This is a genomic window from Streptomyces sp. NPDC058240 (genome assembly GCF_042882135.1).
Lineage (GTDB): Bacteria > Actinomycetota > Actinomycetes > Streptomycetales > Streptomycetaceae > Streptomyces.
The window spans coordinates 1-21400 of the sequence record NZ_JBHVWT010000072.1; the positions used below are offsets into that span (position 1 = coordinate 1).

Annotated in this window: 24 protein-coding genes and 1 pseudogene; 6 read left to right on the top strand and 19 right to left on the bottom strand. The window is 67.8% G+C overall.

Annotation, left to right across the window (positions count from 1 at the left end; genetic code table 11):
• On the top strand, positions 1 to 206 hold a 206-nt coding region (locus ACFVX4_RS39005), incomplete at its 5' end, for a transposase (protein ID WP_389987365.1).
• Between the two features lie 302 nt (positions 207 to 508).
• Here ACFVX4_RS39005 and ACFVX4_RS39010 read toward each other — a convergent pair.
• Entirely contained in the window at positions 509 to 1762 is a 1254-nt protein-coding gene (locus ACFVX4_RS39010; RefSeq protein ID WP_389987368.1) for an IS701 family transposase, read from the bottom strand.
• Between the two features lie 278 nt (positions 1763 to 2040).
• Between ACFVX4_RS39010 and ACFVX4_RS39015 the strand changes: the two genes are divergently transcribed.
• The gene (locus tag ACFVX4_RS39015) at positions 2041 to 2400 is read left to right on the top strand and encodes a hypothetical protein (protein ID WP_389987371.1); all 360 of its coding nucleotides are present in this window, start codon (positions 2041 to 2043) and stop codon (positions 2398 to 2400) included.
• Between the two features lie 110 nt (positions 2401 to 2510).
• On the opposite strand, the gene ACFVX4_RS39020 is transcribed toward ACFVX4_RS39015, so the two are convergent.
• The 6 genes from ACFVX4_RS39020 to ACFVX4_RS39045 form a co-directional block, all read right to left on the bottom strand.
• Complete coding sequence (locus ACFVX4_RS39020; protein ID WP_389987374.1) at positions 2511 to 2822, bottom strand: SCO5918 family protein; 312 nt, start codon at positions 2820 to 2822, stop codon at positions 2511 to 2513.
• A gap of 52 nt (positions 2823 to 2874) precedes the next feature.
• The gene (locus ACFVX4_RS39025) at positions 2875 to 3279 is read right to left on the bottom strand and encodes a CBS domain-containing protein (RefSeq protein WP_389987377.1); all 405 of its coding nucleotides are present in this window, start codon (positions 3277 to 3279) and stop codon (positions 2875 to 2877) included.
• A 46-nt stretch (positions 3280 to 3325) separates the two neighbouring features.
• Positions 3326 to 4840 (bottom strand): DEAD/DEAH box helicase, encoded by a 1515-nt coding sequence (locus ACFVX4_RS39030; RefSeq protein ID WP_389987380.1) that lies wholly within the window; start codon positions 4838 to 4840, stop codon positions 3326 to 3328.
• 322 nt (positions 4841 to 5162) lie between these two features.
• Positions 5163 to 5366 carry a cold-shock protein gene (locus ACFVX4_RS39035; RefSeq protein WP_389987383.1) on the bottom strand — a complete coding sequence of 68 codons (204 nt, stop codon included), beginning with the start codon at positions 5364 to 5366 and terminating at the stop codon, positions 5163 to 5165.
• Between the two features lie 566 nt (positions 5367 to 5932).
• Entirely contained in the window at positions 5933 to 6136 is a 204-nt protein-coding gene (locus ACFVX4_RS39040; RefSeq protein ID WP_389987386.1) for a cold-shock protein, read from the bottom strand.
• A 273-nt stretch (positions 6137 to 6409) separates the two neighbouring features.
• The gene (locus tag ACFVX4_RS39045; protein WP_389987389.1) at positions 6410 to 6724 is read right to left on the bottom strand and encodes a MerR family transcriptional regulator; all 315 of its coding nucleotides are present in this window, start codon (positions 6722 to 6724) and stop codon (positions 6410 to 6412) included.
• A gap of 1004 nt (positions 6725 to 7728) precedes the next feature.
• On the opposite strand from ACFVX4_RS39045, the pseudogene ACFVX4_RS39050 reads away from it, so the two are divergent.
• Positions 7729 to 8117: pseudogene (locus tag ACFVX4_RS39050) on the top strand (ATP-binding protein).
• A gap of 148 nt (positions 8118 to 8265) precedes the next feature.
• Here ACFVX4_RS39050 and ACFVX4_RS39055 read toward each other — a convergent pair.
• The gene (locus tag ACFVX4_RS39055) at positions 8266 to 8631 is read right to left on the bottom strand and encodes a hypothetical protein (protein WP_389987392.1); all 366 of its coding nucleotides are present in this window, start codon (positions 8629 to 8631) and stop codon (positions 8266 to 8268) included.
• A 17-nt stretch (positions 8632 to 8648) separates the two neighbouring features.
• Here ACFVX4_RS39055 and ACFVX4_RS39060 point away from each other — a divergent pair, with 17 nt between their 5' ends.
• Positions 8649 to 9047: a hypothetical protein gene (locus tag ACFVX4_RS39060; protein WP_389987395.1), complete on the top strand. Its 399-nt coding sequence runs from the start codon at positions 8649 to 8651 to the stop codon at positions 9045 to 9047.
• Between the two features lie 123 nt (positions 9048 to 9170).
• A complete protein-coding gene (locus ACFVX4_RS39065) occupies positions 9171 to 9569 on the top strand; it encodes a hypothetical protein (protein WP_389987398.1) in 399 nt (132 codons plus the stop codon).
• A gap of 49 nt (positions 9570 to 9618) precedes the next feature.
• Here ACFVX4_RS39065 and ACFVX4_RS39070 read toward each other — a convergent pair whose 3' ends face one another.
• Positions 9619 to 10239, bottom strand: coding sequence for a DUF2461 family protein (locus tag ACFVX4_RS39070; protein WP_389987401.1), 621 nt, complete (start codon positions 10237 to 10239; stop codon positions 9619 to 9621).
• Here ACFVX4_RS39070 and ACFVX4_RS39075 point away from each other — a divergent pair.
• Positions 10120 to 10752, top strand: coding sequence for a class I SAM-dependent methyltransferase (locus ACFVX4_RS39075; RefSeq protein ID WP_389987404.1), 633 nt, complete (start codon positions 10120 to 10122; stop codon positions 10750 to 10752). The genes ACFVX4_RS39070 and ACFVX4_RS39075 overlap by 120 nt on opposite strands.
• A 23-nt stretch (positions 10753 to 10775) precedes the next feature.
• Here ACFVX4_RS39075 and ACFVX4_RS39080 read toward each other — a convergent pair whose 3' ends face one another.
• The 10 genes from ACFVX4_RS39080 to ACFVX4_RS39125 all read right to left on the bottom strand — a co-directional run bounded on the left by ACFVX4_RS39080 (position 10776) and on the right by ACFVX4_RS39125 (position 21147).
• The gene (locus ACFVX4_RS39080) at positions 10776 to 11237 is read right to left on the bottom strand and encodes a hypothetical protein (RefSeq protein WP_389987406.1); all 462 of its coding nucleotides are present in this window, start codon (positions 11235 to 11237) and stop codon (positions 10776 to 10778) included.
• The gene (locus tag ACFVX4_RS39085; RefSeq protein WP_389987409.1) at positions 11234 to 12781 is read right to left on the bottom strand and encodes a site-specific integrase; all 1548 of its coding nucleotides are present in this window, start codon (positions 12779 to 12781) and stop codon (positions 11234 to 11236) included. Before ACFVX4_RS39085 ends, ACFVX4_RS39080 begins: the two co-directional genes overlap by 4 nt.
• A complete protein-coding gene (locus ACFVX4_RS39090) occupies positions 12748 to 13422 on the bottom strand; it encodes a hypothetical protein (RefSeq protein ID WP_389987411.1) in 675 nt (224 codons plus the stop codon). The genes ACFVX4_RS39085 and ACFVX4_RS39090 overlap by 34 nt, the downstream gene beginning before the upstream one ends.
• Positions 13419 to 15134, bottom strand: a complete 1716-nt coding sequence (locus tag ACFVX4_RS39095; protein ID WP_389987413.1) for a hypothetical protein — start codon at positions 15132 to 15134, stop codon at positions 13419 to 13421. Before ACFVX4_RS39095 ends, ACFVX4_RS39090 begins: the two co-directional genes overlap by 4 nt.
• Before the next feature lie 205 nt (positions 15135 to 15339).
• Positions 15340 to 16131: a carbon-nitrogen hydrolase family protein gene (locus tag ACFVX4_RS39100; protein WP_389987416.1), complete on the bottom strand. Its 792-nt coding sequence runs from the start codon at positions 16129 to 16131 to the stop codon at positions 15340 to 15342.
• Positions 16131 to 17207, bottom strand: a complete 1077-nt coding sequence (locus tag ACFVX4_RS39105; RefSeq protein ID WP_389987419.1) for a hypothetical protein — start codon at positions 17205 to 17207, stop codon at positions 16131 to 16133. Before ACFVX4_RS39105 ends, ACFVX4_RS39100 begins: the two co-directional genes overlap by 1 nt.
• Before the next feature lie 311 nt (positions 17208 to 17518).
• Positions 17519 to 18547, bottom strand: coding sequence for a hypothetical protein (locus ACFVX4_RS39110; RefSeq protein WP_389987422.1), 1029 nt, complete (start codon positions 18545 to 18547; stop codon positions 17519 to 17521).
• Entirely contained in the window at positions 18544 to 18897 is a 354-nt protein-coding gene (locus ACFVX4_RS39115) for a helix-turn-helix domain-containing protein (RefSeq protein WP_376426489.1), read from the bottom strand. The genes ACFVX4_RS39110 and ACFVX4_RS39115 overlap by 4 nt, the downstream gene beginning before the upstream one ends.
• A 16-nt stretch (positions 18898 to 18913) precedes the next feature.
• Entirely contained in the window at positions 18914 to 20017 is a 1104-nt protein-coding gene (locus ACFVX4_RS39120) for a tyrosine-type recombinase/integrase (RefSeq protein ID WP_389987425.1), read from the bottom strand.
• 65 nt (positions 20018 to 20082) lie between these two features.
• A complete protein-coding gene (locus ACFVX4_RS39125; protein WP_389987428.1) occupies positions 20083 to 21147 on the bottom strand; it encodes a site-specific integrase in 1065 nt (354 codons plus the stop codon).
• Positions 21148 to 21400 lie beyond the last annotated feature (253 nt).

Consider the following 21400-nt stretch of genomic DNA (forward strand, 5'->3'; position numbering starts at 1 on the left):
GCGTCGAGGGCACCATCAACCAGGCCCTCGACATCACCGGCATCCGCCGGGCCCGCTACCGCGGCCTGCCGAAAGTCCGCCTCCAACACGCCTTCCCCGCCACCGCACTCAACATGATCCGACTCGACGCCCACTGGACCACCGGCCCCCTCGACCGCGCCCGCCACAGCAGGCTCGAACGACTCAGCTACCAACTCTCCGCCTGACGAATTACGCAGCAGAGTCTCTGGCCCGCCGACAAGGACTGCCCTTCCCGGTGGTTCGCAGGCGCGGACCCAACCGAACTTGATGGCAGGTGACCACTGCTAGTACTCCAGCAGGATTTGGCAGTCTGACCTGCGAGTTTCGCTGGGCGGCTGGAGTGTAGCGGGCTGTGGACTGGAGTGTAGCGGGCTGTGGAGTGGTCAGGGGCGGCTTCACGGTGGCCGCCCCTCGATCGTGCGACAACGCCGCACGTAATGACAGTGGCGGGCGACTGCCTGGCGTCGTCGGCTCCATTTCGACCAGCTCACCGCGTGGTGTCGGCCTCGACGTCCGTGCAGGTGCGGGGGCCGGGGCCGACAAGCTGCCAGGAGTCGCCGAATCTCCGCCACTGTGAGCTCGATGGTCCCGACTGCCTCACCCGTTCTGCCCCCTTTTCCCGGGCCTGGTGTGCCGTGGCTGCCAGGAAGGCGTGCGCGAGCATCGCCAGGGTGATGTGCCGGTACCAACCCGGGTAACGGCGGACTTCGTACTGGTCCAGGCCACACTCGTTCTTCGCGGCCTGGAAACACTCCTCGATCGCCCACCGCGTCCCGGCGATTCGCACCAGTTCCTGGGCGGTGGTCTCCAAAGAGGCGTAGGCGAGGTAGTAGGCGATCTCGTCGGGCTTGCGGATGCTGCGACGGGCCAGCGCCCACCGCATCCGGTGAGGGACCTCGCCCTGGTAGTCGAACTCGGCGACGGCCGGCAGTCGCACCGCCGCCCAGTGGTAGACGCGCGGTCCCTTCGCGCCGTTGCCGCATGAGATCTTCTCCCACGCCTCGTCCGGGGCCTGCGCGAACAGGCCCTCGATGCGGGGACAACCCACGGTGAACTGGGACTTGGGCACGGCCAGCACGTAGCCGACGCCCGACTGCTCCAGCAGCCGGCGGAAGCGGCTCTCCTGTCCGCAGGCGGAATCCGCGGTGACCCAGGTGATGGGCAGCGGCGAGCCGAGGGCGCGCAGCACCATGTACCGGGCCAGATCGCCCTTGGTGGCGAACTCCCGATCGTCGGGGACCTTGGCTGCGCGACAGCGTTCGCGGTCCTCGGCCCAGGACTTGGGGACATACAGCTCGCGGTCGACCAAGGCCCGGCCGCGGGCGGTGGCATAGGCGGCGAAGACGCCGATCTGGCAGTTCTCGGTGCGACCTGCGGTCCCGGAGTATTGGCGCTGGACCCCGGCGGAGGTGGTGCCCTTCTTGATGAACCCGGTGTCGTCGATGATGAGGACTCCGTCGTCCTCGCCAAGCTTGTGGGCGACGTATTCCTGCAGTTCATCGCGGATGTCGTCGGGCTCCCACTTCGCGCCGGCAAGCAGATGCTGCAGACCGTCGGGGGTGGCGTGGCCTGCCTGCTCAGCCAGCTGCCAGCTGTTCTTCCGGGCCACCGGGGCGAGCAGCCCGCGCACGTAGTCACGCATGCGGCGGCGAAGTTCCACACGGCTGAAGCGATGACCGATGGTCACGAAGAGGTCGTCCAGTTCAAGGTCCCACTGCTCGGCAACATGCTCGGTGATCACGTGGGAAGCTTTCCCACCCGCTGTCATTGCGTGCGGCATTGTCGCACGATCGAGGGGCGGCCACCGTGAAGCCGCCCCTGACCACTCCACAGCCCGCTACACTCCAGCCGCCCAGCGGAACTCGCAGGTCAGACTGCAAAATCCTGCTGGAGTACTAGCCGGGCGAAGAAGGAACGCAGCGGTCCGCGGCGTCCTCGTCTGCGCAGTTCGATCTTGCATTTTCCATGTCGCACCACTGCTCAAGCCGACCGGATGGCCGGTGATTAGAATCGTCTCTCATGTCGAAGCCTGACGAACTGCTCGTTGACGTCGCCACCCTGGTGGAGTCCGGGCACAGCAATCAGATGTCTCTGACCGTGGTCACCGGTGGTGCAGTCATCACGGGTCGGCTGGCTCGCGAAGCCGTCTGGAGGCAGCGGGTGTCGGAGGTCCTGGCGGACTCGGCCCTCCTGAGCGATTTCTCCGCCGTCTTCACCGCTACGACGCGCGAGGAGGGGCCGCCCACGCATCTGCATTTCCATGTGGCGCGGATTCTGCAGGGCACGGTGGGGATCCCGGAGACGGGCGGGATGTACCGCGTGGCGATCGAGGACGTCAGTGCCTGGACTATGGGCGACTTCAGCTACTCCGATCACTGACCCCGCCCCTGCGCGCTGAGAATCCCGTCGGTACGCGGTGAGGGTCCGACCGGCGCATCCCGGTCGGACCCTCACCACTGTTCTGGTGGCGGCTCGCGCCTGCCCGTCGGTCAGACGGCCGCAGGGGCGCCGAGCATCGCGGAAGCCTGTTGGAACGGGCTGAGGACGCGCGTGGGCGCGGTGGTCTGGGGAAGGCCGGGGCAGGTGAAGCCGAGCTGGGTCATGGCCCGGAGGACTTCGTCGGCGCTGAAATCGCGGCGGTCCTGACCTGTGATGACCTGCCCGACCTGCTTGACGGGGTAGGTGCGGCGGCCGATGATCACGGACTCGCCGATGACCTGCTCGGGCTTGACGCCCTTCATGGATTCCAGGACGCCGCTCCTGGTGAGGTCGAACGGGAAACGGGCAATGACACAGCGCATGATGCCTCACAGGAGAAAAATGAAGGGGATGGTTCTGCCGCGGTGAGGCGGTTCAGCGGGCAAGGGCGAGGACGCCCAGAGCGCTGCCTTGTTCGTCGACGACAGGCAGGGCATCGAGCCGGCGGTAGCGCATCGCGTGCTCGGCTTCGGCCATCGTGGTCACGGGCGAGGTGAACGGCCCACGGTCGCCGCGGATGTCGCGCAGCTGGACCCGGTCCGTGTACGCGGAGCTGTCACGGACCGCGGCGAGCTGGGCCTGGGTGACCAGTCCGGTGCACAGGCCGTCGTTGTCGCAGACGAGCAGGTGCCCGGCGCGGGCACTGGCCATGACGGACAGGGCCACCTCGACGGTCATGTCGTCACAGACCTGTGGTCCGGCCGTGTCCATGGCGTCGGCCACCGTCCTGTGCACGGGGGTGGCACTCGTCGAGCGGGGCTGCATCTGAACCAGCGTCAAAACGTGCCTCCTGCAGAGATGGGTCAGCTTCCTGATCACGAAGGTTCTAGGCCGCCGCATCAAAGGAGGACTGCCGCACGATCACGCGCCGGGCAGCCGAAGCGGGGCTGCGTCGACCGCGGGAGGCCGTGCCGCGCTTACGCCGCTCGGCCGCCGGCGCGGTGATCGTCACGGGGATACCGGAGGGGGTCTGGGCGCCGGTGATCCGGCTGAGTGCCTCCTCGCCGGAGCGGACCTGGGTGGTCCGGGGCACGATGCCGGCGGCCGACATGAGGCGGGTCATGTCGCGGCGCTGGTTGGGGGTGACCAGGGTGACGACGCTGCCGGACTCGCCGGCCCGCGCGGTACGGCCGCCGCGGTGGAGGTAGTCCTTGTGGTCGGTCGGCGGGTCGACGTTGACAACGAGGTCGAGGTTGTCGACATGGATGCCGCGCGCCGCGACGTTCGTCGCGACGAGCACGGTGACGTGCCCGGTCTTGAACTGGGCCAGGGTCCGGGTGCGCTGCGGCTGCGACTTCCCACCATGCAGGGCTGCGGCCCGGACACCGCTGTTCAGCAGGTCCTGCGTCAGCCGGTCGACGGCGTGCTTGGTGTCCAGAAACATGATCACCCGGCCCTCGCGCGCCGCGATCTCCGTCGTCGTCCGGTGCTTGTCGGCGCCGTGGACGTGCAGCACGTGATGCTCCATCGTGGTGACCGCACCTGCGGACGGGTCGACGGAGTGGACGACCGGGTCGGTGAGGTAGCGGCGGACCAGGAGGTCGACGTTGCGGTCGAGGGTGGCGGAGAACAGCATCCGCTGGCCCTCGGGGCGGACCTGGTCCAGGAGCGCGGTGACCTGGGGCATGAAGCCCATGTCGGCCATCTGGTCGGCCTCGTCCAGGACGGTGATCGTGACCTGGTTCAGCCGGCAGTCACCGCGGTCGATGAGGTCCTTGAGGCGCCCCGGCGTCGCGACGACGACCTCGGCGCCACCACGCAGGGCACTGGCCTGCCTGCCGATCGGCATTCCGCCGACGACGGTGGCCAGGCGCAGCTTCACCGAGCGGGCGTAGGGGGTGAGCGCGTCGGTCACCTGCTGCGCCAGCTCACGCGTCGGCACGAGGACCAGGGCCAGCGGCTGGCGGGGCTCGGCGCGCTGTCCGGCGGTGCGGGCCAGCACGGCCAGGCCGAAGGCGAGGGTCTTGCCGGAGCCGGTGCGCCCGCGACCGAGGACGTCGCGGCCCGTGAGGGTGTTGGGCAGGGTCGCGCCCTGGATCGGGAACGGGACGCTCACGCCTTGCGCGGTCAGCGTGGCCAGCAGCCGCTCGGGCATGTCGAGGTCGGCGAACGCCTCGACGGCGGGCAGCGCGGGAGTGATCGTCTTCGGCAGGGCGAACTCGCCCTGCACCGCTGCGGGCCGCCGGCCGTGGCCGCCCGAGCGGCTCGGACCCCCAGAACGGTTCAGGGCGGGCGAGCCGAAGCGGCTGCCCCGGCCCGAACCGGAGCCGGAGCCGAAAGCGGGGCCGCCGGTACGGCTGCGGGTGCGGGAGGAGCGGTCGTTCGTACGTGTGGGGTTCATTCAGAACCTTCCTTGATACGGCACGTATCAAGGAATTCCCGCAGCGGAAGAGCAGCGCGGGGAATCACGAGAACGGGCCGAATGGAATGCGAAAGTGAATCTGACCTGCAGTGAATCCGGTGCGGGTGCAGGCAATGAAATAGGTGACGTCATGCGGACGTGAAATCCAGGACTGACGGGTGCAGCTTTGAAGAGGCCGCATCCCTGGAGAAGGGTCTGCGGGCGGTGGTTGTCCCACAGGTGAAACCTCTGTGGGAAATGCCCGTAGCTGGGGCCCGCACCCCGAGGGATGCGGGCCCCAGCTACGAAGTGCGCGTCAACGTCAGGCGGGAACGATGGTCTCGGCCGTCGGGCCCTTCTGGCCCGGCGCGATGTCGAAGGTGACCTTTTGGCCTTCGAGCAGCTCACGAAAGCCCTGGGCGGCGATGTTCGAGAAGTGGGCGAACACGTCAGCGCCGCCACCGTCCTGCTCGATGAAGCCGAAACCCTTGGCTGCGTTGAACCACTTCATGGTGCCAGACGCCATGTCATATCTCCCTTGGGGCAGTACGCCGGGACCCGTAATGCACGGATACCGGGTCGCCGCGATGATGCCCCGCCCGGAAAATGACCGGAAATATAAAAACGCTTCCAGCGGCTGAAAAATACCGACGAAGGCGCTTGAAGTTTTGGGAACCAAGACTGCAACTGAGATCGACAGTAGCATGCGGTAGCGGCCTGTGTACGTTAAATAATTCCACTCTGTTCGTTGCGGTAAAAACACTCCCCGCATGGCGCGTTAAACCCTCACCTCGCGGTCATAGATATTGATCCACCCGGAGCGCAGCATTTCAGGAAGAGCGGTCGCTGTTCACGGCTCGGAGGGCACAACTACTCCGGTGGCACCCGTCCTGCCCGACGTCGGCCCCATCGGCCCGTACGCCGGTCTCGACACAGATCAGGGCCGCGCAGCTGTTGCTGCGCGGCCCTGATCACGTGCGCCCCAGATCCCGCCACCGTCGCCTGAAGGCCGACGCCCGCTGTTCGGGTGAACCAGTCGGACAGCAGGGCCCGCCCGGGGGTAGCCGTACGCTCCAAGCGCGGGCGGGAAAGTCAGGCGGGGTTGATGTTCTCGGCCTGGGGGCCCTTCTGGCCCTGGGCGACGTCGAACGTCACGGCCTGGCCTTCCTGGAGCTCACGGAAGCCCGAGGAGTTGATCGCGGAGTAGTGGGCGAACACGTCCGGGCCGCTGCCGTCCTGGGCGATGAAGCCGAAGCCCTTCTCCGCGTTGAACCACTTCACAGTTCCCGTAGCCATCTCTCATGCCTTCCAGCCGGTGAACGCCTCCCACAACGCGCGGAAGGCGGAGGTGATCGCCCTGGTTCCTGCGGCACAGCACAGCAAAACGCCCACGCCGAAGACGTGGGCGAAGGGGAACTTCCGAACCATGAAAGCTTACGCAGACGCTACACGTCCCCACACCCTGTCACCAGAGGAAACGAGCCATGCGCCACACCCCCGACATGTGTGTGCGGGACCCGCCGGTACCCGGCGGGCACCACCACCTCAGTCCGCGGTCGTTGGGTTCTCTCATTCGGCGGCGCGGCGGTATTCGGCGTTGATGCGCTGGGCTTCTTCGAGCTGGTCTTCGAGGATGACGATGCGGCAGGCGGCCTCGATGGCGGTGCCCTGGTCGACGAGTTCCCGGGCGCGGGCGGCGATGCGCAGCTGGTAGCGGGAGTAGCGGCGGTGGCCGCCCCCGGAGCGGAGCGGGGTGATCAGGCGGGCCTCGCCGATGGCGCGAAGGAAGCCCTGGGTGGTGCCGAGCATCTCGGCGGCCCGGCCCATGGTGTAGGCGGGGTAGTCGTCGTCATCGAGACGGCCAAACGAGTCGTCTGCTGTCATTGCACCTCTCTGTGGAACACGTGGAGGGGCCCTGGTGCCATGTGGCACCAGGGCCCCGAAGGAACTGCTACACCATCTGCCGACCCTGGTACTGCGCCGGCCTTCTGTTTCCGCAGACCCGACCTGAACACTGTCGGGGGTGCGGGGATCGCGGTTGCTTGACCGGAGACCACCTCACTATCGATGTCCTGCGGTACCCGGGCTCAAGGTTTCCGCCCGGGCGATCCTGATGGCGCTCAACTCCTCCGTTCTTCCCTCTGGATGAACTACTTACCAAACGGGAACTGCGTACTGCTGGTACTGCGAACTGCTGGTGGCCGCAAACAGCGCCACTCTTCGGCAGCCAGCCCCGTCGCCCGTCCTGCATCTGCTCTGGCTTAGAACCCCACTGCCGAACCTCCCGGCACGCGCGCCCGCAGCCGACGCCTTTACCGAGGAACCACTGACAACCTCACTGCTGGTACTGCAAACTGCACTTACCGAACTGCTACTGCGTGAACTGCGGTACTGCTCATGGTGGCCCCTGATCACTACGGGCCACCCGGTCCGGTCGTCAGTCCCGTCGCCGTCCTGCAACAACCCTGGCTTCGGAACTCCACCACCGCACCGTCCTGCGAACTGCAACTGCGTGTACTGCTGCCCGGCAGTTCGTCTCTGCCGGGCCTTGCTCGATCTCGGCTACGAGAGAAACCATAACCACACCACCACCCAATGTCTACTCCAGCTGACATAGATTTCCGTGCGCCAGGCAGAGAGATAGTCGACCTCGACCGCTGAAGGGGCACGCGGCGGCCCCACTCCAGCCAGGGACACCCGCTCCGACCAGCGCCGTTACGCCAGCCTCGACGCCGCGAACACCGCAGCCTCCCCGTCTGACTACGTGGATGATCGGCCGGACACGCTCCACAGCCGGGGCTTCGTGCGGCTAACTCGCCGCAGGCCGGGGCAGAAGCGCCAGGGCAGACAGGACCGGGCATTGACGATCCAGAGACCAGGGTGACCTGATGGACACGATGAGCGTCAACGTCGCAACCGTCCGCTCTGCGACATCCGTCGCCGGCGCACGCGAGAGCACCCGGGATTTCCTCGAAGGTCTCGTACAGCCGGCGATCGCAGCCGAGGCTGCCGACACCGTGGTCCTGGTCGTCTCGGAGCTCGTCACCAATGCCCTGCGCCACGGCGGCGGCACCTGCACCCTGGATCTGACCGCGCACCCGAACAGCATCGAGGTCGCCGTACATGACCGCAGTCCGCAGGCCCCGCGCATGCGCACCCCCGACCTGAACGGTGGCACTGGAGGCTTTGGCTGGCCCATGGTCAACCGCCTCGCCCGCGCCACCGCGGTGACCCGCCGGCCGGCGGCAAGACCGTAAGCGCCCTTCTCACCCAGTAGCGCCAAGGTACCGGTGCCGGCCGGCGTGACGGGTGGCCTCCGCACCCGCGCCCAGGTGTGGCGCCTTCCCGACCGCCTGTCTGTAATTGGGAGCCGGGCGCATACGACCGTCTGGACTGAACCAGCAGCGCCTCGCCCAGGTAGGGGGTCAGACGGGATTCAGCGGAGTAATGCCGGTACCCGCGTACAGCTCGGGTTCCAGCGACAGGACCGTGAGCGGTTCCCCCGCCTTCACCGCGTGCCAGGCGATCGCAGCCGCGTGCGCCACCGGCCAGTGCACGGCTCTCCAGTCCACCGCGTGGGCCGCGGTGAACGGAACGCTCTCCGCGAACCGCAGGGACGCCGCGCGCCAGCCCGCACCCGTGACCTGCCGCTCCGCAGCAAGGACCGACAGTGACGGGATGATGACGCGGCCGCTGCCGCGCGAGGCTTCGATGTGCAGGCCGGTGAAGAAGGGATCCGCACGGTACAGAGCGGTCAGAGCGGTGTGGTCCAGGACGACCGTCAGGTTCATGCGGCGGCGCCGCCCTGATGGGCGCGGATCTTCGCCCAGGCATCCTGCCCGGCCTGCTGGACCCGGTAGGTGTACTCGATGCCGAGCTCACGGGCAGCCTCGACAGCACGGGCGGTGGGTTCGGCTGGAGCTACAACGGCACCGGCACCAGCAACGCGGCCGCCGTGATCCTTGCCAACGCCCTCGGCCTCGGCAACCCGTACGAGTGCGGAATCTCCTTCCTCTCCGACGAGGACAAGACTCTCGGCGCGCTCCGGGAGGACTTCTGTGACGACGGCCTGTCCCAGTGCTGCGATCAGTGGCGTCTGCGGCGCGGCGTCGTCCTGCGCTGGGCACGCGCCTGGTACCTCCAGCAAGGCATCACCGACCTACCCGCCGCCCTGCACGCGCTCCCGCCGCTCTACGGCAAGGGCTGACCAGTGGATTCGACGAATACGACCCGGCCCCGGTCTCTGTGGTCCCGCCTGACTGATGCCTTCCACGGACGGGACACCGCAGCGCCGGCTGCACCACCACTGTCTGCCCAGACGGGATGGGTGGTGGACCCGGACACGGAGGACTGGAGCTACCAGCCGCCCTCAACGCCTGCAGGGTTCCAGAGCATCTACGTCCGTCAGCCGGACGGGTACGACTTCGCCCGCCTGACCTGGCAAGTCTGCGACGAGTGCCGTATCGGCCTCATCGCGAAAATCCGGGTCACCGGCCCGTGGCAACGCCACGGGTACGGCTCCCGCATGGTGCGCCTGGCCCTGCGCGACTGTGACGGGTACCGCTGGACCACCACGCCACAATCAGAGCTCGCCCGCGCGTTCTTCCCCGCGGTCACCGCTGCGACGGGGGTGGACTTCCCCGCCCAGGCACACCTCTGCGAGCACATGCGGGCGAGGGAGCCCAGACACTTCGAGAACTCTCGGCCTCTCGCCCCGCCGCCTCGCTGACGGCGGCACGGGTGTGGTTCCTCCCGTGCCGCGCGGTGCCCTCGTGATGTCAGGCGGCGCGCTTCACGTGGCAGACCAGCCACATCAGCAGGGCATCCAGGTCGGCGGCGGCCGAGAGGACCCGGTCGACCGCCTCGGGGGTGTGCAGCCACTCCTCGCAGCCGAGCGGACGGGCTGCGATCAGCGAACGATGGCGCAGCAGGTTCGTACGGGAGTGGTCCGCCGGATAGCCACGCGGGGGGCGTTTCATCACGTCCCCGGAGATGTCGTAGCCCTTCTTCCGCACGTCCTCGACGATGGCGGACAGTTCGCGGCCGCTCCCCTCGGAGGCCACGGCTTTGCGGAACATGTCCACCTGGCCGGGATCGGGGTACCACCAGGCGCCCTGGATCCGCAGGCCGTCCAGGGAGAACCGGAGACCGATCCCCGTTCGCGACGGTGACAGCGGCGCGTGTTGTATTCCAGCCCTGTCGGTGTGACGCAGCTCACTGCCGGTGTCTTGATGGTGGAAGCGCCGGGCCGTGCGCGTCCGGTGTGGCAGGGTCGGACCATGCCCTTTGATCACAACGACCACTATCACCGTCTGCTGTTGCGCCAGGTGCCGCGGAATTGCGGTGCGGCCCTGGACGTCGGCTGTGGGACCGGCCGGTTCGCTCGTCGGCTCGCTCACCTGGGCATAGAGGTCGATGCGATCGACCCGTCGGAGGAGGCCATCGCGGAGGCCCGCGCGCTGTCGGGACGGATAGCCGGTGACCGGAGCCCACGCTTCCAGCACGCGAACGTCACCGAAATCGAACTGCCCAAGGCGCACTACGACTTCATCTCGTGCCTCGCCAGCATCCATCACATGCCGTTCGACACCGTCGCCGCACTGCGTGACGCACTCGCGCCCGGCGGCGTCCTCGTGATCTTGGGCTGCTATCCGGAGAAGACCCGGCTCGACTGGGCTTGGAGCCTGGCGGCCGTGCCCGTCAACGCCGGCGCCAGGCTGATCGTCGCCTTGAAGGACAAGCTTCGCCCGGGCGTCGCTGCGACTGGTCGAGAACGAGTGAAAGCGCCGGTGAAGCAGCCGACCGTTCCCCTGCTGCAGATCCGTCGGGAGGCCGCGGTCCTGCTGCCTGGATGCAGCATCCGCAGGCTCCTCTTCTGGCGCTATCTGCTCGTCTTTCGCAACAGCGGCTGACGGAACCACTGGCCGCGCCCGCCTCAACTGCAGGTCCCGATCACGGTGGTTCGCGGTGCTGGGAGGCGGCTGACTCGGCTTGTTCCGGCGGCGGCCTGGCGTAGCCGGACGATCTCCTCGTGCTGTGCGGCGAGCCGGTCCAGGGCCTGGGTGCGGAAGTCCGTGAGCTTGATGATCGTCTGCTCCGACTGGGTCAGCCGTTCCCTGAGCTTGGCGTTCTCCGCCTTGAGACGGGTGATCTGGGCTTCGCGGGGGTCGGGAATGTCTCCGGCCTGCTGCAGGGCGTGAAGTCGTCGCTCGAACTCGGTGCGGAGGTGAGCGTAGGGGCGGGTGCCGTAGAACGCTGTGCGGTCGACGCCCGCTTCGCGGGCGAGGGTCTTGATGTCGCATTTTCCGCCGGGCGGGATCTCTCCGCGCAGGAGCCGGTCCATGGCGGCCCGGATGCGGTTCTCGTTCTCGGTGCGCTGGGCTGCGGAGATTCTCATGAGGACTCCTTGTCCATGGCGGCACTGGCAGCGTCGATCTCGGCGACGACCCGGAGGGCCCGGTCGTAGTCAGCCTGGAGTCGGGTGCGTTCGGTCTTGCGGGTGGTGCCGAGTTGGCCGATGAAGATCTTTGTTCTGTCGGCGTGCTCGGCCCAGACGGGCCGGTGACCGGGGTGGTGGGTGGCCTGCGGGCAGCGGGCGGAGTCACACATCCCGATCAGCGGACGGTCCGCGGTGGGGGTGCCCGCGAGTTTGAGGCAGAGTGCCCGGGAAGGGTCGGTGAACCAGCAGTAGTTCGCCGGTCCGAGGTGCAGGACCTTGGCGCGTTTGGTCAGGAGGTTGAGGACGTCGCGGTCGTTGCGCTGGGTTTTCGGGGCCGCGGCCGAGGCCGCATCGAGCTGGGCGTCGATGCCGGCGAAGAACTCGGTGAGGCTGCGGGCGCCGGGACCAGCGGGCAGAACGCCCTCCTGGTAGTTTCGGAACTCCTCCAGTACCAGTTGCAGATTGCGCTCGCTCTCATGCTTGTTGACCTCGGCCAACAGCTCGGCCTGGGCCCCGCCGGGGCGCGAGGCATAGCCTTGCGTTGTGGCCACGGCGATATGTTTCATGTGGATCTTGGTGGCCAGGACGCCGCCGGGCCGGTAGGCCATTTCCAGGGACAAAGTGCGCCGCAGCATCCGCAAATTGACGGGGCCCTCGGGGATCGGCGCCAGGCCAAGTCGTCGGCCGGCCTCGGAGTTGACCCAGTTCTTGAACCATTTGAAGCGGACGTTGAAGGAGAACCTGCCGATCAGCAGGGCTCCTTCTGCCGGGGTGTCGTGCAGTTGCTCGAGGAGTTCGATCGCTCGATAGACCGGCTCGATGACGACCCACTCGTCGTCGGTGCCGCCCAGCGGCTGCCCTTTGACGATCTTGCTGGCGATCCGGTAGCGGGTCAGGCCCGGGCCGGACTCTTCGGGCGGTTGTCGGCAGCCGATGCGCATTTCCATCAGCTCACTCGCGCGCATGCCGGAGATGGCGGCAGCGGTGATGATCGCGGCGGTGCGGACGATGCCGACCAGGGCGACGGCCTGGAGCCGGGACAGCGGCAGGGTCCAGGGCAGTGACGTTGTTCCGTCGGCCGCGGGGACCGGGTCGGCATCGCGGCCGAACGGTCTCTCCACGCCGACCTGTGCAAGGGCGTCTTCCAGTGCCGGCCTCATGGTGGGCAGCCACGGATGGCAGAACTGGCTCAGCCCGGCCCGGCGGGCGAGGGTGCCCATGGCCACCGGGAGAAGGGGGTCGTCCTCGGCCCAGCCCTGGGCGAGCCGCTTCGAGATGTAATGGTCGTCCAGCATGGGCAGGGCTGTGCACGTTCGCGTGTACTCGGCGAGGATTTCACTGAGCTCCCGGACCGGGACGCGGTTCTTGAGGCCGACGCGCCGGAGTCCTTGTGCTCGTCGTGCCGAGTGAAGGTCGGATTCGCCGATCTTGTGGGCCAGGTCGACGGCGCGCGGGCCCAGTGTGGACATCAGGTAGAGGGCGGCCGCGAGCATCGGCTGCATGATCTCGTCCGCGACCGATTGGGTCTTGTTCTCCTCTCGGCGACGGCGGAGGCGGTGGCACCGCCCCAGGGCCGCAGTTCGGCGGGGACGCGGTCAGCGGTGAACAGGTCGCGGTAGTTCACCAGGTCGACGACGACCTGGGCGGCGGATCTCCTGGTCGCGTGGCTGTTCTCGCCGATCACGGCTCCGTCCTCGTCGAGCACGTAGCGGCGGTGAGCCAGGTACGCCTCGCAGTCCCGGGTGGTGATCTGCTGCAGGCTGCTGGTCGACCGTTCGCTCAGCCAGTTGAAGAATCGGACGAGTTCGTCGAGACGACCGCGGCAACTGGTGACGTGGAGCGGGTTGCGGAAGGCGCGGGGCAATGGGACGACCGACCGATGGCGTGGTGCCAGCATCGCCAGGACCAGTTCCTTGGCCACCAGTCGCCAACGCGAGTCAGTGATCAGGGTGAAGTCGAAGCGCCTCAGCGAGGGGCTCAGCTGGGTCGGCAGCCCGATGACGTGGGTGAAGTCCCAGATGTCCTCCTCGAACGCGGGGCGAGCGGCATCGCCGGGCAGCGTCAGGCCGGCCTCGTCGCAGATATCGGCGCCTGCAAAGACGGCAGAGCGTCCGTCGAATGCGGGAGCGAGAGCGGTGCTCATGCGGTCATCTCCTCGGGCCGCAGGGGAAGTTCGTCATCTCGGTCGGTGACGTGGGCGGCCGCCGAGGTGACCACGGCCGGATCGAAGCGGTCCAGGACCTGCTGGATGCGGGTGGCATAGGGGCCGAAGACCGCCATGAAGTGGGCAGCGGGCATCTGCTGCCACTGCCGGGAGAAGAACGCCTTCAGCCGCAGCAGGCTGACTGCGTGCCGTGGTGCGAACACCGCCAGGGGACACAACACGCAGACCCAAGGGCGGGCGGGACAGGGCTTGCCCTTCGGGCCATGCAGTCCGGACAGCTGATCGCCGCAGGCAGCAGTGAACACATCCCGCTGTCCGCCGACGAGTTCGGCGATCACCTCGTCGTCCAGCTCGAGGTCCGCTACCAGTTGCGGATAGCCCTCGGCCAAGGCGGCGGCCTCCTCTTCGGTGATCACCGTCGGTGGATGAGACCTGCGGAGCAGGTCGTGCTGGGCGTCTTCGATCACTGCCTCAACCGCGCGGTGCTGGGCGGGTGTCGCGGCCGTCAGATAGTGGTCGCCTTCGACGGCGGGGGTGTGGTTCGGGTCGATGGTTGCCCGGCCGCTGCCGGTCCACGTGCTCTTGTCCCGCATCGCCTCGTGCGTGGTGCGGATCCGAGACCGGTGGATCTTCAGGGGCTGCCCGTCGTCCCCGACCAGCTGGTGCCGCTGGACCCACCGCTGGATGGCGACGCGGTCGAGCTGCCTCACCCGGCGGTCACTGCCAGCCCGGCTCAGGCCCAACCACAGCTTGCGGCCCTCGTCCGGCGGAACGAAGCTCCGCAGCAGTGTGGAGTGAGCCAGCCACTGCTCCAGCAGGCGCACGGCCCTGCGCGGCAGATTCAGGCTCTCGGCGGCGGTGCGGCCCTTGACGTAGGAGAGCAGGATCGTGGAGTCCCCGGCCCAGTCGACGTCCTCCGTGACCAGGTCCTCGATGCCGTCCGGCACGATGCCGGAGTAGACGCCGAACAACAGCCGGTAGGCGATGAGCACTTCCAGGTGCGGGAACAGGGCCTGCGTCGCGTCATGGAAGCCGCCGCGGCGGTGGACCAGAGCGGCCGAGATGCCGAGGTTGCGGCCGAACTCGGAGATGCTCACCGGTCCGACGGTGGCCAGCAGCCAGCGAAGGTTCTGAGGAGTCCATCCGCCCTCGGCGGGATGCTGTCCGTGAGCGAGAGCGGTCAGGGCCTGCCGGTGGGCCGCGTACGACTCCTCGACGAGCCGTCGGCAGAGGTCGCCCAGCCGCTGCCACTCGGTCTCCGAGTAGGGCGGCAGAGCGTGGTGGTTCGGCTGAACGTTGAAGTTCCGTCCGGCCGCGAGCTCCAGCACGCCGTCCGCCAGCGGGCCGCCGGCCTGACCGAACGCCTCGACCATCGCGCGGGTGCACGCCTCCCGGCCGCCCGAGCATCCCATCAGGTACTCGGCCAGCCTGCCCCGTCTGAGCTGGTCAAGGCCGCCGGTGAAGCCCTGTGCGGCCAGGGTCCGCACCATGCCCCGGATCGCCTGGGCGTAATGGTTGACGGTGCCGGCGGAATCCGCGGTGCCGTGCGGGTGGATCAGATCCACCAGGCCGGTGGCCAGCTGGCGGGCCAGCAACGGGTTCGGCAAGCCGTCCAGCGAGAACGCCGCACGGCTTCCATCGCTGAACACGCAGGTGATTCCCAGAGGTTGGTCGATCAGCATGGTCGGCATCAGGCAGCCCCGTCCTCGATGTCGTCGGTGAACTCCGCGGAGGCTTCCCTCTCGGCACCCGCGTCGTCGGTCAGACCGGCCGCGGCGCCCGCCCCCTCGTATGCCTCTCGGAAGATGCGTGTGGTGTCCAGGCGCCGTAATGGTGGAGTCGGGTATTGGAACTCTCGGAATGCCTGGCCGCAGGGGTTCTCCAACCGTCCAGTTGCTATCTGTTTGTCCGCGCTTGATAGCTCGACTTCAGTAGGTCCCGTCGGCGCTGGCCGAGGTACCAATTGGCCGACTCGTCGAGGTCGATCATGGTTCTGATTACGGTGGTCTGGCCGGAGGGCACCTCCGCGAGGACCTCTCCTCTCGGTGAGATGACCATGCTGGGGCAGTGCTGGCGAGGATCCGCCACGTTGGCTGCCAGCACGAACCGTTGGTTCTCGGCTGCGCGGCTGATGAGGTGGCTCCGCCAGACCCCCGCAGGCTCGGAGGGGTTGGCCGCATGGGTGAGGTAGATGAAAGCCTGTGCTCCGCAGTCGGCCAGATGCTGCCATTGCTCGGGGAAGCGGATCTCCCGGCAAATCTGGACGCCGAGCGTGACAAGCCCGCTCGCCAGACGGATCGGGAGTGTCGCGAGCTCAGAGCCGGCATCGAGTCGGCCTCGCTCGTTCATCGCCAGGTTGATCTTCCGGTAAGTCCAGCGGGTGCCATCCGGGGAGAAGTAGAGGGCGGCATTGCTCCAAGCACCGTGTTCGAATAGCAACGTGCCGCAGAACAGGTGGATGGCTCTGCGCTGAGCTAGCTCTGCGAGGCAGTCCATGGCGTGCACGAGGGCCAGGGGCTGGAGACGTTCGAGGGCTGAGAGGTCGGTGCCGTATCCGGACAGGGCGCCTTCGGGGAGTACGACGATCTCGTCTGGCTGGACGTTTGCCAGGAGCGAGGTGATGGCCGCGAGATTTCGCTCGATGTCCCAGGTGATGGGAAATTGCGCGATCGCTATGGAAGCTTTCATCAGTCCTTCTTTCGGCGGCTGATCTCGGCTGCGTAGGCGCCCCAGTCTCCGGCGGCGGCCCGCTGCCATTTGACGGCGACGGTGATGTCGATGCCGAGGGTCCGGGCGAGGACCGCGGCGGGCAGCTCGGCGGCGAGCTGGAACAGCGCGGTCGAGCGGGTCTCCGCGAGCTTGATGCCGAGTCTGCGGAGCCGTTCGCCCATGGCCCAGGCACTGATCGGGCGGCCGGGCTGGCCTCCGGGGAAGAGCCAGGGCGAGTCTGTCCGGCCGAGGACGGCATGGCTGCGGCGAACCTCGACCTGTTGGAGGGCCAGTTCAGCGACGGGTGCGGGAAGCTCGACCGGGACGGCGCCGAGGCGGATACGGACCGCTCCGTCCGTCTCATCGATGTGGTCGACGGTGAGCCGGGAGATCGCCGCGGGCCACTGGGCATAGAGAAGCAACAGCAGGCCGGCGAGGCGGTCTTCCGACTTGAGGGTGTCGTCGTGCAGCAGGCGACGGGCGGTGTCCCAGCGGGCCTCGACGTCCATCGCCTGGGAGGGGCCGTTCCATCTCACGGCCGGGAAGCTGAGATCGCGGGCGATCTTCTGGGAGAGGGCCCAGCGCACGAAGTGGCCTGCCTCCAGGCGAAGACGGACGTCGTCGCTGGTCATCCAGCGTTCGATGTCGGTCTGTCGGCAGGTTGCAAGGGTCAGGTTCTGGTCCTCCAGCCAGTTCAGGAGATAGACGGCCGCCCGCAGATGTTGCCGGGCGACCGTGAGCTGGCTGTGCGTGATCTCCTTGCCACGGCTGCGACGGCGAAGCCGACGCAGGAGGTGCCAAGTCGCGTACCGGTGCAGGATTTTCCGTCCCTCAGCCGTCGCATGGGAGGTGACGAGGTCCTTCACGTGTCGTTCTAGGCGGACCATCTGCTCGTCCCGTTTCGGCAGGGCTCCGGTGGCCACGAGGACGCTGCGGATGTGTTCGACGACCTTGCCTTCCGGGAGCTTGTCCAGGGCTTCGTGGGTGAGGGGTCGGCGGCCGGAGCCGAGATCGGACAGGACGGTGGAGACGATGCCCTTGGAGAGCCAGCGCATCGCGGTGCTGGCCCGTTCGGTGCTGGCCAGGGCGTCGTGGAGGTGCTGCAGCTTCGGAGGTATGGCGCCGGTGCCATCGACGAGGAGCTCGTGGAGCCGCTGCTTGAGAGTGCAGCGCGGGCACGGACCGGAGGCTCGCAGCCGTTCAGCTTGTCCGCAGGTGGGACAGGGGCGCCAGAGCTCGGCGTCCGGTTTGGTGCAGGGGCCGCAGATGGGGGCGTCGGCGGTGCCGGAGTGGATGCCGCGGAGTCGCCCGCAGACGGTGCAGTGAGCCGGGCGTCTGTCGCAGCCGCCGCAGCGGGGCAGGCCAGTCAGACGGGAGTGGGTGCAAGGCGCGGTGCGTCCGCAGATTGAGCAGACCAGGACCGGCAGGGGGCAACAGGTGGGCAGAGGGGGCCTTCGGCGGTGCGGTTCTGTACTCGTCGACGTCTGCCGCAGCCGATGCAGATCTCGATGTTCGCGGGGTCGGTGACCAGGCAGTTCGGACACAGCGGCCGTCCCTGGGCGTCGCGGATGGCCGGTTCGCGCCGGGCACCACAGCGTACGCATTCTTCGATGCGGGACTTGGCGATGCAGTTGCGGCAGACCCGCTGCCCGTCGAGCGGTTTGTCGATGCGGACCACCCGGTGGCAGCGAGGACAGGCCGGCCGGACGATCCCGGCGACGCCTGCCTCCTGCAGCAAGTCGATGAACCGCAGGATGGCGCGATGCGGCGCCAGATAGCCCTCCCCGGTCAGCAGACGAGGGTTCTCCTCCAGGGCCCAGACCAGCCGCTGTCGATAGGCGGCCCGCTGGGGTGCCGTGCGACGGAGGGCTTCGGCGATCACGTCGCGGTCGGCGTCCGGGGCGATCGCGGTGATCAGTTCGTGGACGACCGTGACGGGATCGCGGTCGTCGTGGTCGGGACACATCTTGCAACGCGGCAGGCCCTTGCGGTCCCGGAAGCCGACGCGTCGAACGTTGCCGCAGGCGGTGCACTCGGTGGTCTCCTGTCCGCAGACCGAGCAGTACCAGTCCTGGCCCTGCCGCTGGAGGGTTCGCAGTTTCTTGCCGCACTCGACACAGACCGGCGGCGAGATCGCCGAGGCGCCGGCCTTGCGGAGCTCGATGAGTAGATCGCCGATGGCCCGGGGTGCCGGGGACCGGCCGTCGGTCAGGACGGCGGGCCGCATCGCCAGGGCTTCCGCCAGGCGCCGTGACTTCGCGCGGCCGCCCGCGACCGCGGCGACCACAGTCCGGACGGTCTCAGCGCCGAGTTCCTTCTCGACGTCGGCGACGAGGTCGGTGATCAGACCGATCGGGTCCGCGACGGCGCGGTCGAGATGGACAGCGGGGGTCATGACCGGTCAACACCCCTGATCCGGGCCCGCTTTGGCCGCAGACCACCAAGTCCCTCCGAACTGGATGCCGTTCCGCCGCCGACGGCCGCCTTCTTCGGCTTCTTCACGGCCCCGGCCGCCGCGATGGGCTCGATGAGGTCGTCCATCGTGCAGTCAAGGATGTCGAGCAGAGCCATGAGGATCTTCAGACTCAGTCGCTCCGGTCGCTCGACGACGAGCCGGTAGACCTGGCTCGACGACAGGCTGATGCTGCGTTCGGCGAGCGGAGGGATTAGGTCAGTGGTGGAGAACATCCCGCGGTCCGCCATGACCTTGCGCAGATGCCAGTGGTAGTCGAGCTTGGCGGCCATCGCCGGATCCCTCCTGTCAGGCCCCGGCGAACGCCGGAGCCAGTGCCTTGTGCAGGGAAGTGTTCATGAAGTCGTCGCTGACGTGCGTGTAGATAGCCAGGGAGCTGTCGCACTCATGACCGACCTGCTGCTGGATGAACCGGCGGTCGACCCCGTCCTCGGTCAGATGCGTCACGTAAGAATGTCGGATTGAGTGGGGAGTTAGGTCCTTTGAGAGCTTTAGGGCATCGCGGTATGCCTCGAACCGGTCGTTGATGGAGCCGGGCTGAAGACGGCCCCCACGCTCGGTGATCCACAGCGCCGGGTGATCCGGGAATCCGAAGCGCGGCCGGACGTTCTCGAGATAGTCGGCGACTGCCTCGACGGCCCAGTCCATCACCGACAGCACGTTCCGCCGCCGCGGCGGCTGACCCTTCTTCGCCTTGCCGAAGCGGACGTTGAGCGTGCCGTAGCGGCCGAACTGCCGGGCCTGCGGATTGCGTCCGAAGTCGACCACATCGAGCTTGGACGTCTCGGTCCGGCGAAGCCCCCACCCGTAGATGACCTTGAAAAGTGTGGCGTCCCGGTAGGCGGCGAGGGCTCCCTTGCGCTTGGACTTCACGGCGCGGACAACCTGGTCGTCCGCGTAGTCGAGGAAGCGCTGCAGCTCTTCCCTGGTAAACGGCCGTGCCTCCGGGTCACCTTCGTAATCTTGCAGGTGAGGGAGGGTGTTCCACTCATGGCAGATCGCCACCGGGAAGGCGCCGAAGGCTTCTTCGCATGCCGGGCCCCAGCCGTATCGGGCGTCGATGAGGAGCTCGGTGAACAGCCGAACAGCGCCCTGGTAGCTACGGATCGTGGACGGCGCTAGATGCTTCTCGCTGGTCAGCGAGGCCGACCATTCGTCCAGATGGGCCGGCGTCCACTGCCACGGGTACTCGTTCGCAAACTCAAGGAACCTGCGGATCAGCCGTTCCCTCGGGTCGATCGTCTCGTTCTTCAGCCCTCGCGACTTCTGCTGAGCTCGCCACCCCCGCAGCATCGCGTCGAACATCGCGTCCTCCGGACGCAACTGGACCACGCCGGAGACGAGCTCTATGTGAGCCGACCCGGCCAGAGCCACCTTGCGCTGATGCACCACTCCAGACCATCCCTTCTGGAGAGCAGATCATGCATCAGAAGGGATCGTCTCGGCAACACCCCTGCTCAGGCTGCCAATTCGTAGAGGCTGCGGAGTCCTTCCACTTCTCGCCGTGACCACGCGACCAGCGGCTTCTCGCCCACCTGATGCAATTCCCGAGGGTTGAGATACTTTTCCGTGGTGAGGACGGTGGTATGTCCTAACAAATCACGGAGCACCAGCAGCGGGTCGCCCTTGCTGAGGTAGAAGACCAGGGCGGCGTCGGCATCGGTGTCCCGTACGAGTTTCGCGGCCTGCCGGTAGTGCCCGGTGACCAGGTATTCCAGGGTCCTCATCGAGAAGGTGTGGCGACATCGATGGGGCCAGACGTGCGGGAATCGCGGTTCGAACCTGGCCCGGATCCGGTCCGAGGTCCGCTCGAAGACCGTTGCCCACGCGGTGAACGGGCCGCCACCGTTCTTCACCGCCAGCAGGCACGAACCGCCCTCCGGGGCGACCAGCCTGCGGCGTTCGGCCGGGATCAGTGATGCCCAGGGCCGCCGGACGCCGTTGATCAGCCCGCCCCTCTCGTCGGGCTCGGTCACCATCAACGGCTCGCCCCACCGTCGCGGCGGCCGCCACCGTGTGCCCTCTGCGGTGGCGGCCCGGTCCAGCTCCACGTAGTCGTGCACCGTGGCGAGGGCCTCGTAGGAGACCCAGGTGGTGCGGAACTTCTTGCCCTTGGTGATCCCGGCCGGCACCGGGAACGGGATCGGCACCGCGGTCGGCTCGGGCGGCAGCGCGGGGATCTCCCATGGCAGCAGGTAGGTGAACTCCTGCAGCCGCAGCCCGGTGGCCAGGGCGAGGTCCCCGACGGCCGCATTGCGGGTCATCTCCCGGCCGTGGAAGCCGGTGTCCTGCGAGCCGTCGGGGGCCAGTCCCCGCAGGCCCTTGCGGAACAGCTCGGTGAAGTCCGGCTCCAGGTACTTGACGGTCACGTGCGGCTTCGGCGTGCGGCGGACCGCCAGGTTCACCTTCACCTCCCGGCCGGTCCCGGCGAACAGGGCCCGCGCGGCCCGGTAGGTGAACGGCTCGGCCGTCGCGTGCCCCTCGTCGATGGCCCACCGGTAGAACAAGGACAGGATGCTCATGTGCTGGCCCCAGGTCGTCGCCGCGAACCGGGCTTTGAGTGGGCCTGTTGACTCTGCTGCGCAATTCGCTGCGGGGGTGAGGTCGGGTCCGTGTTGATCGTTCCTGAGGTCGCTTCTCTGTCGTGCGGCCGTGGAGGCGGTACGGATGTCGATGCGGCCGGTGGGGCTGCCGGAGATCCCGGAGCAGACCGTGGTGGTGGCGCGGGCGGCGTTCCCGAAGGGGAGCCTGGCGATACGGGTGCGGGACCGTCTT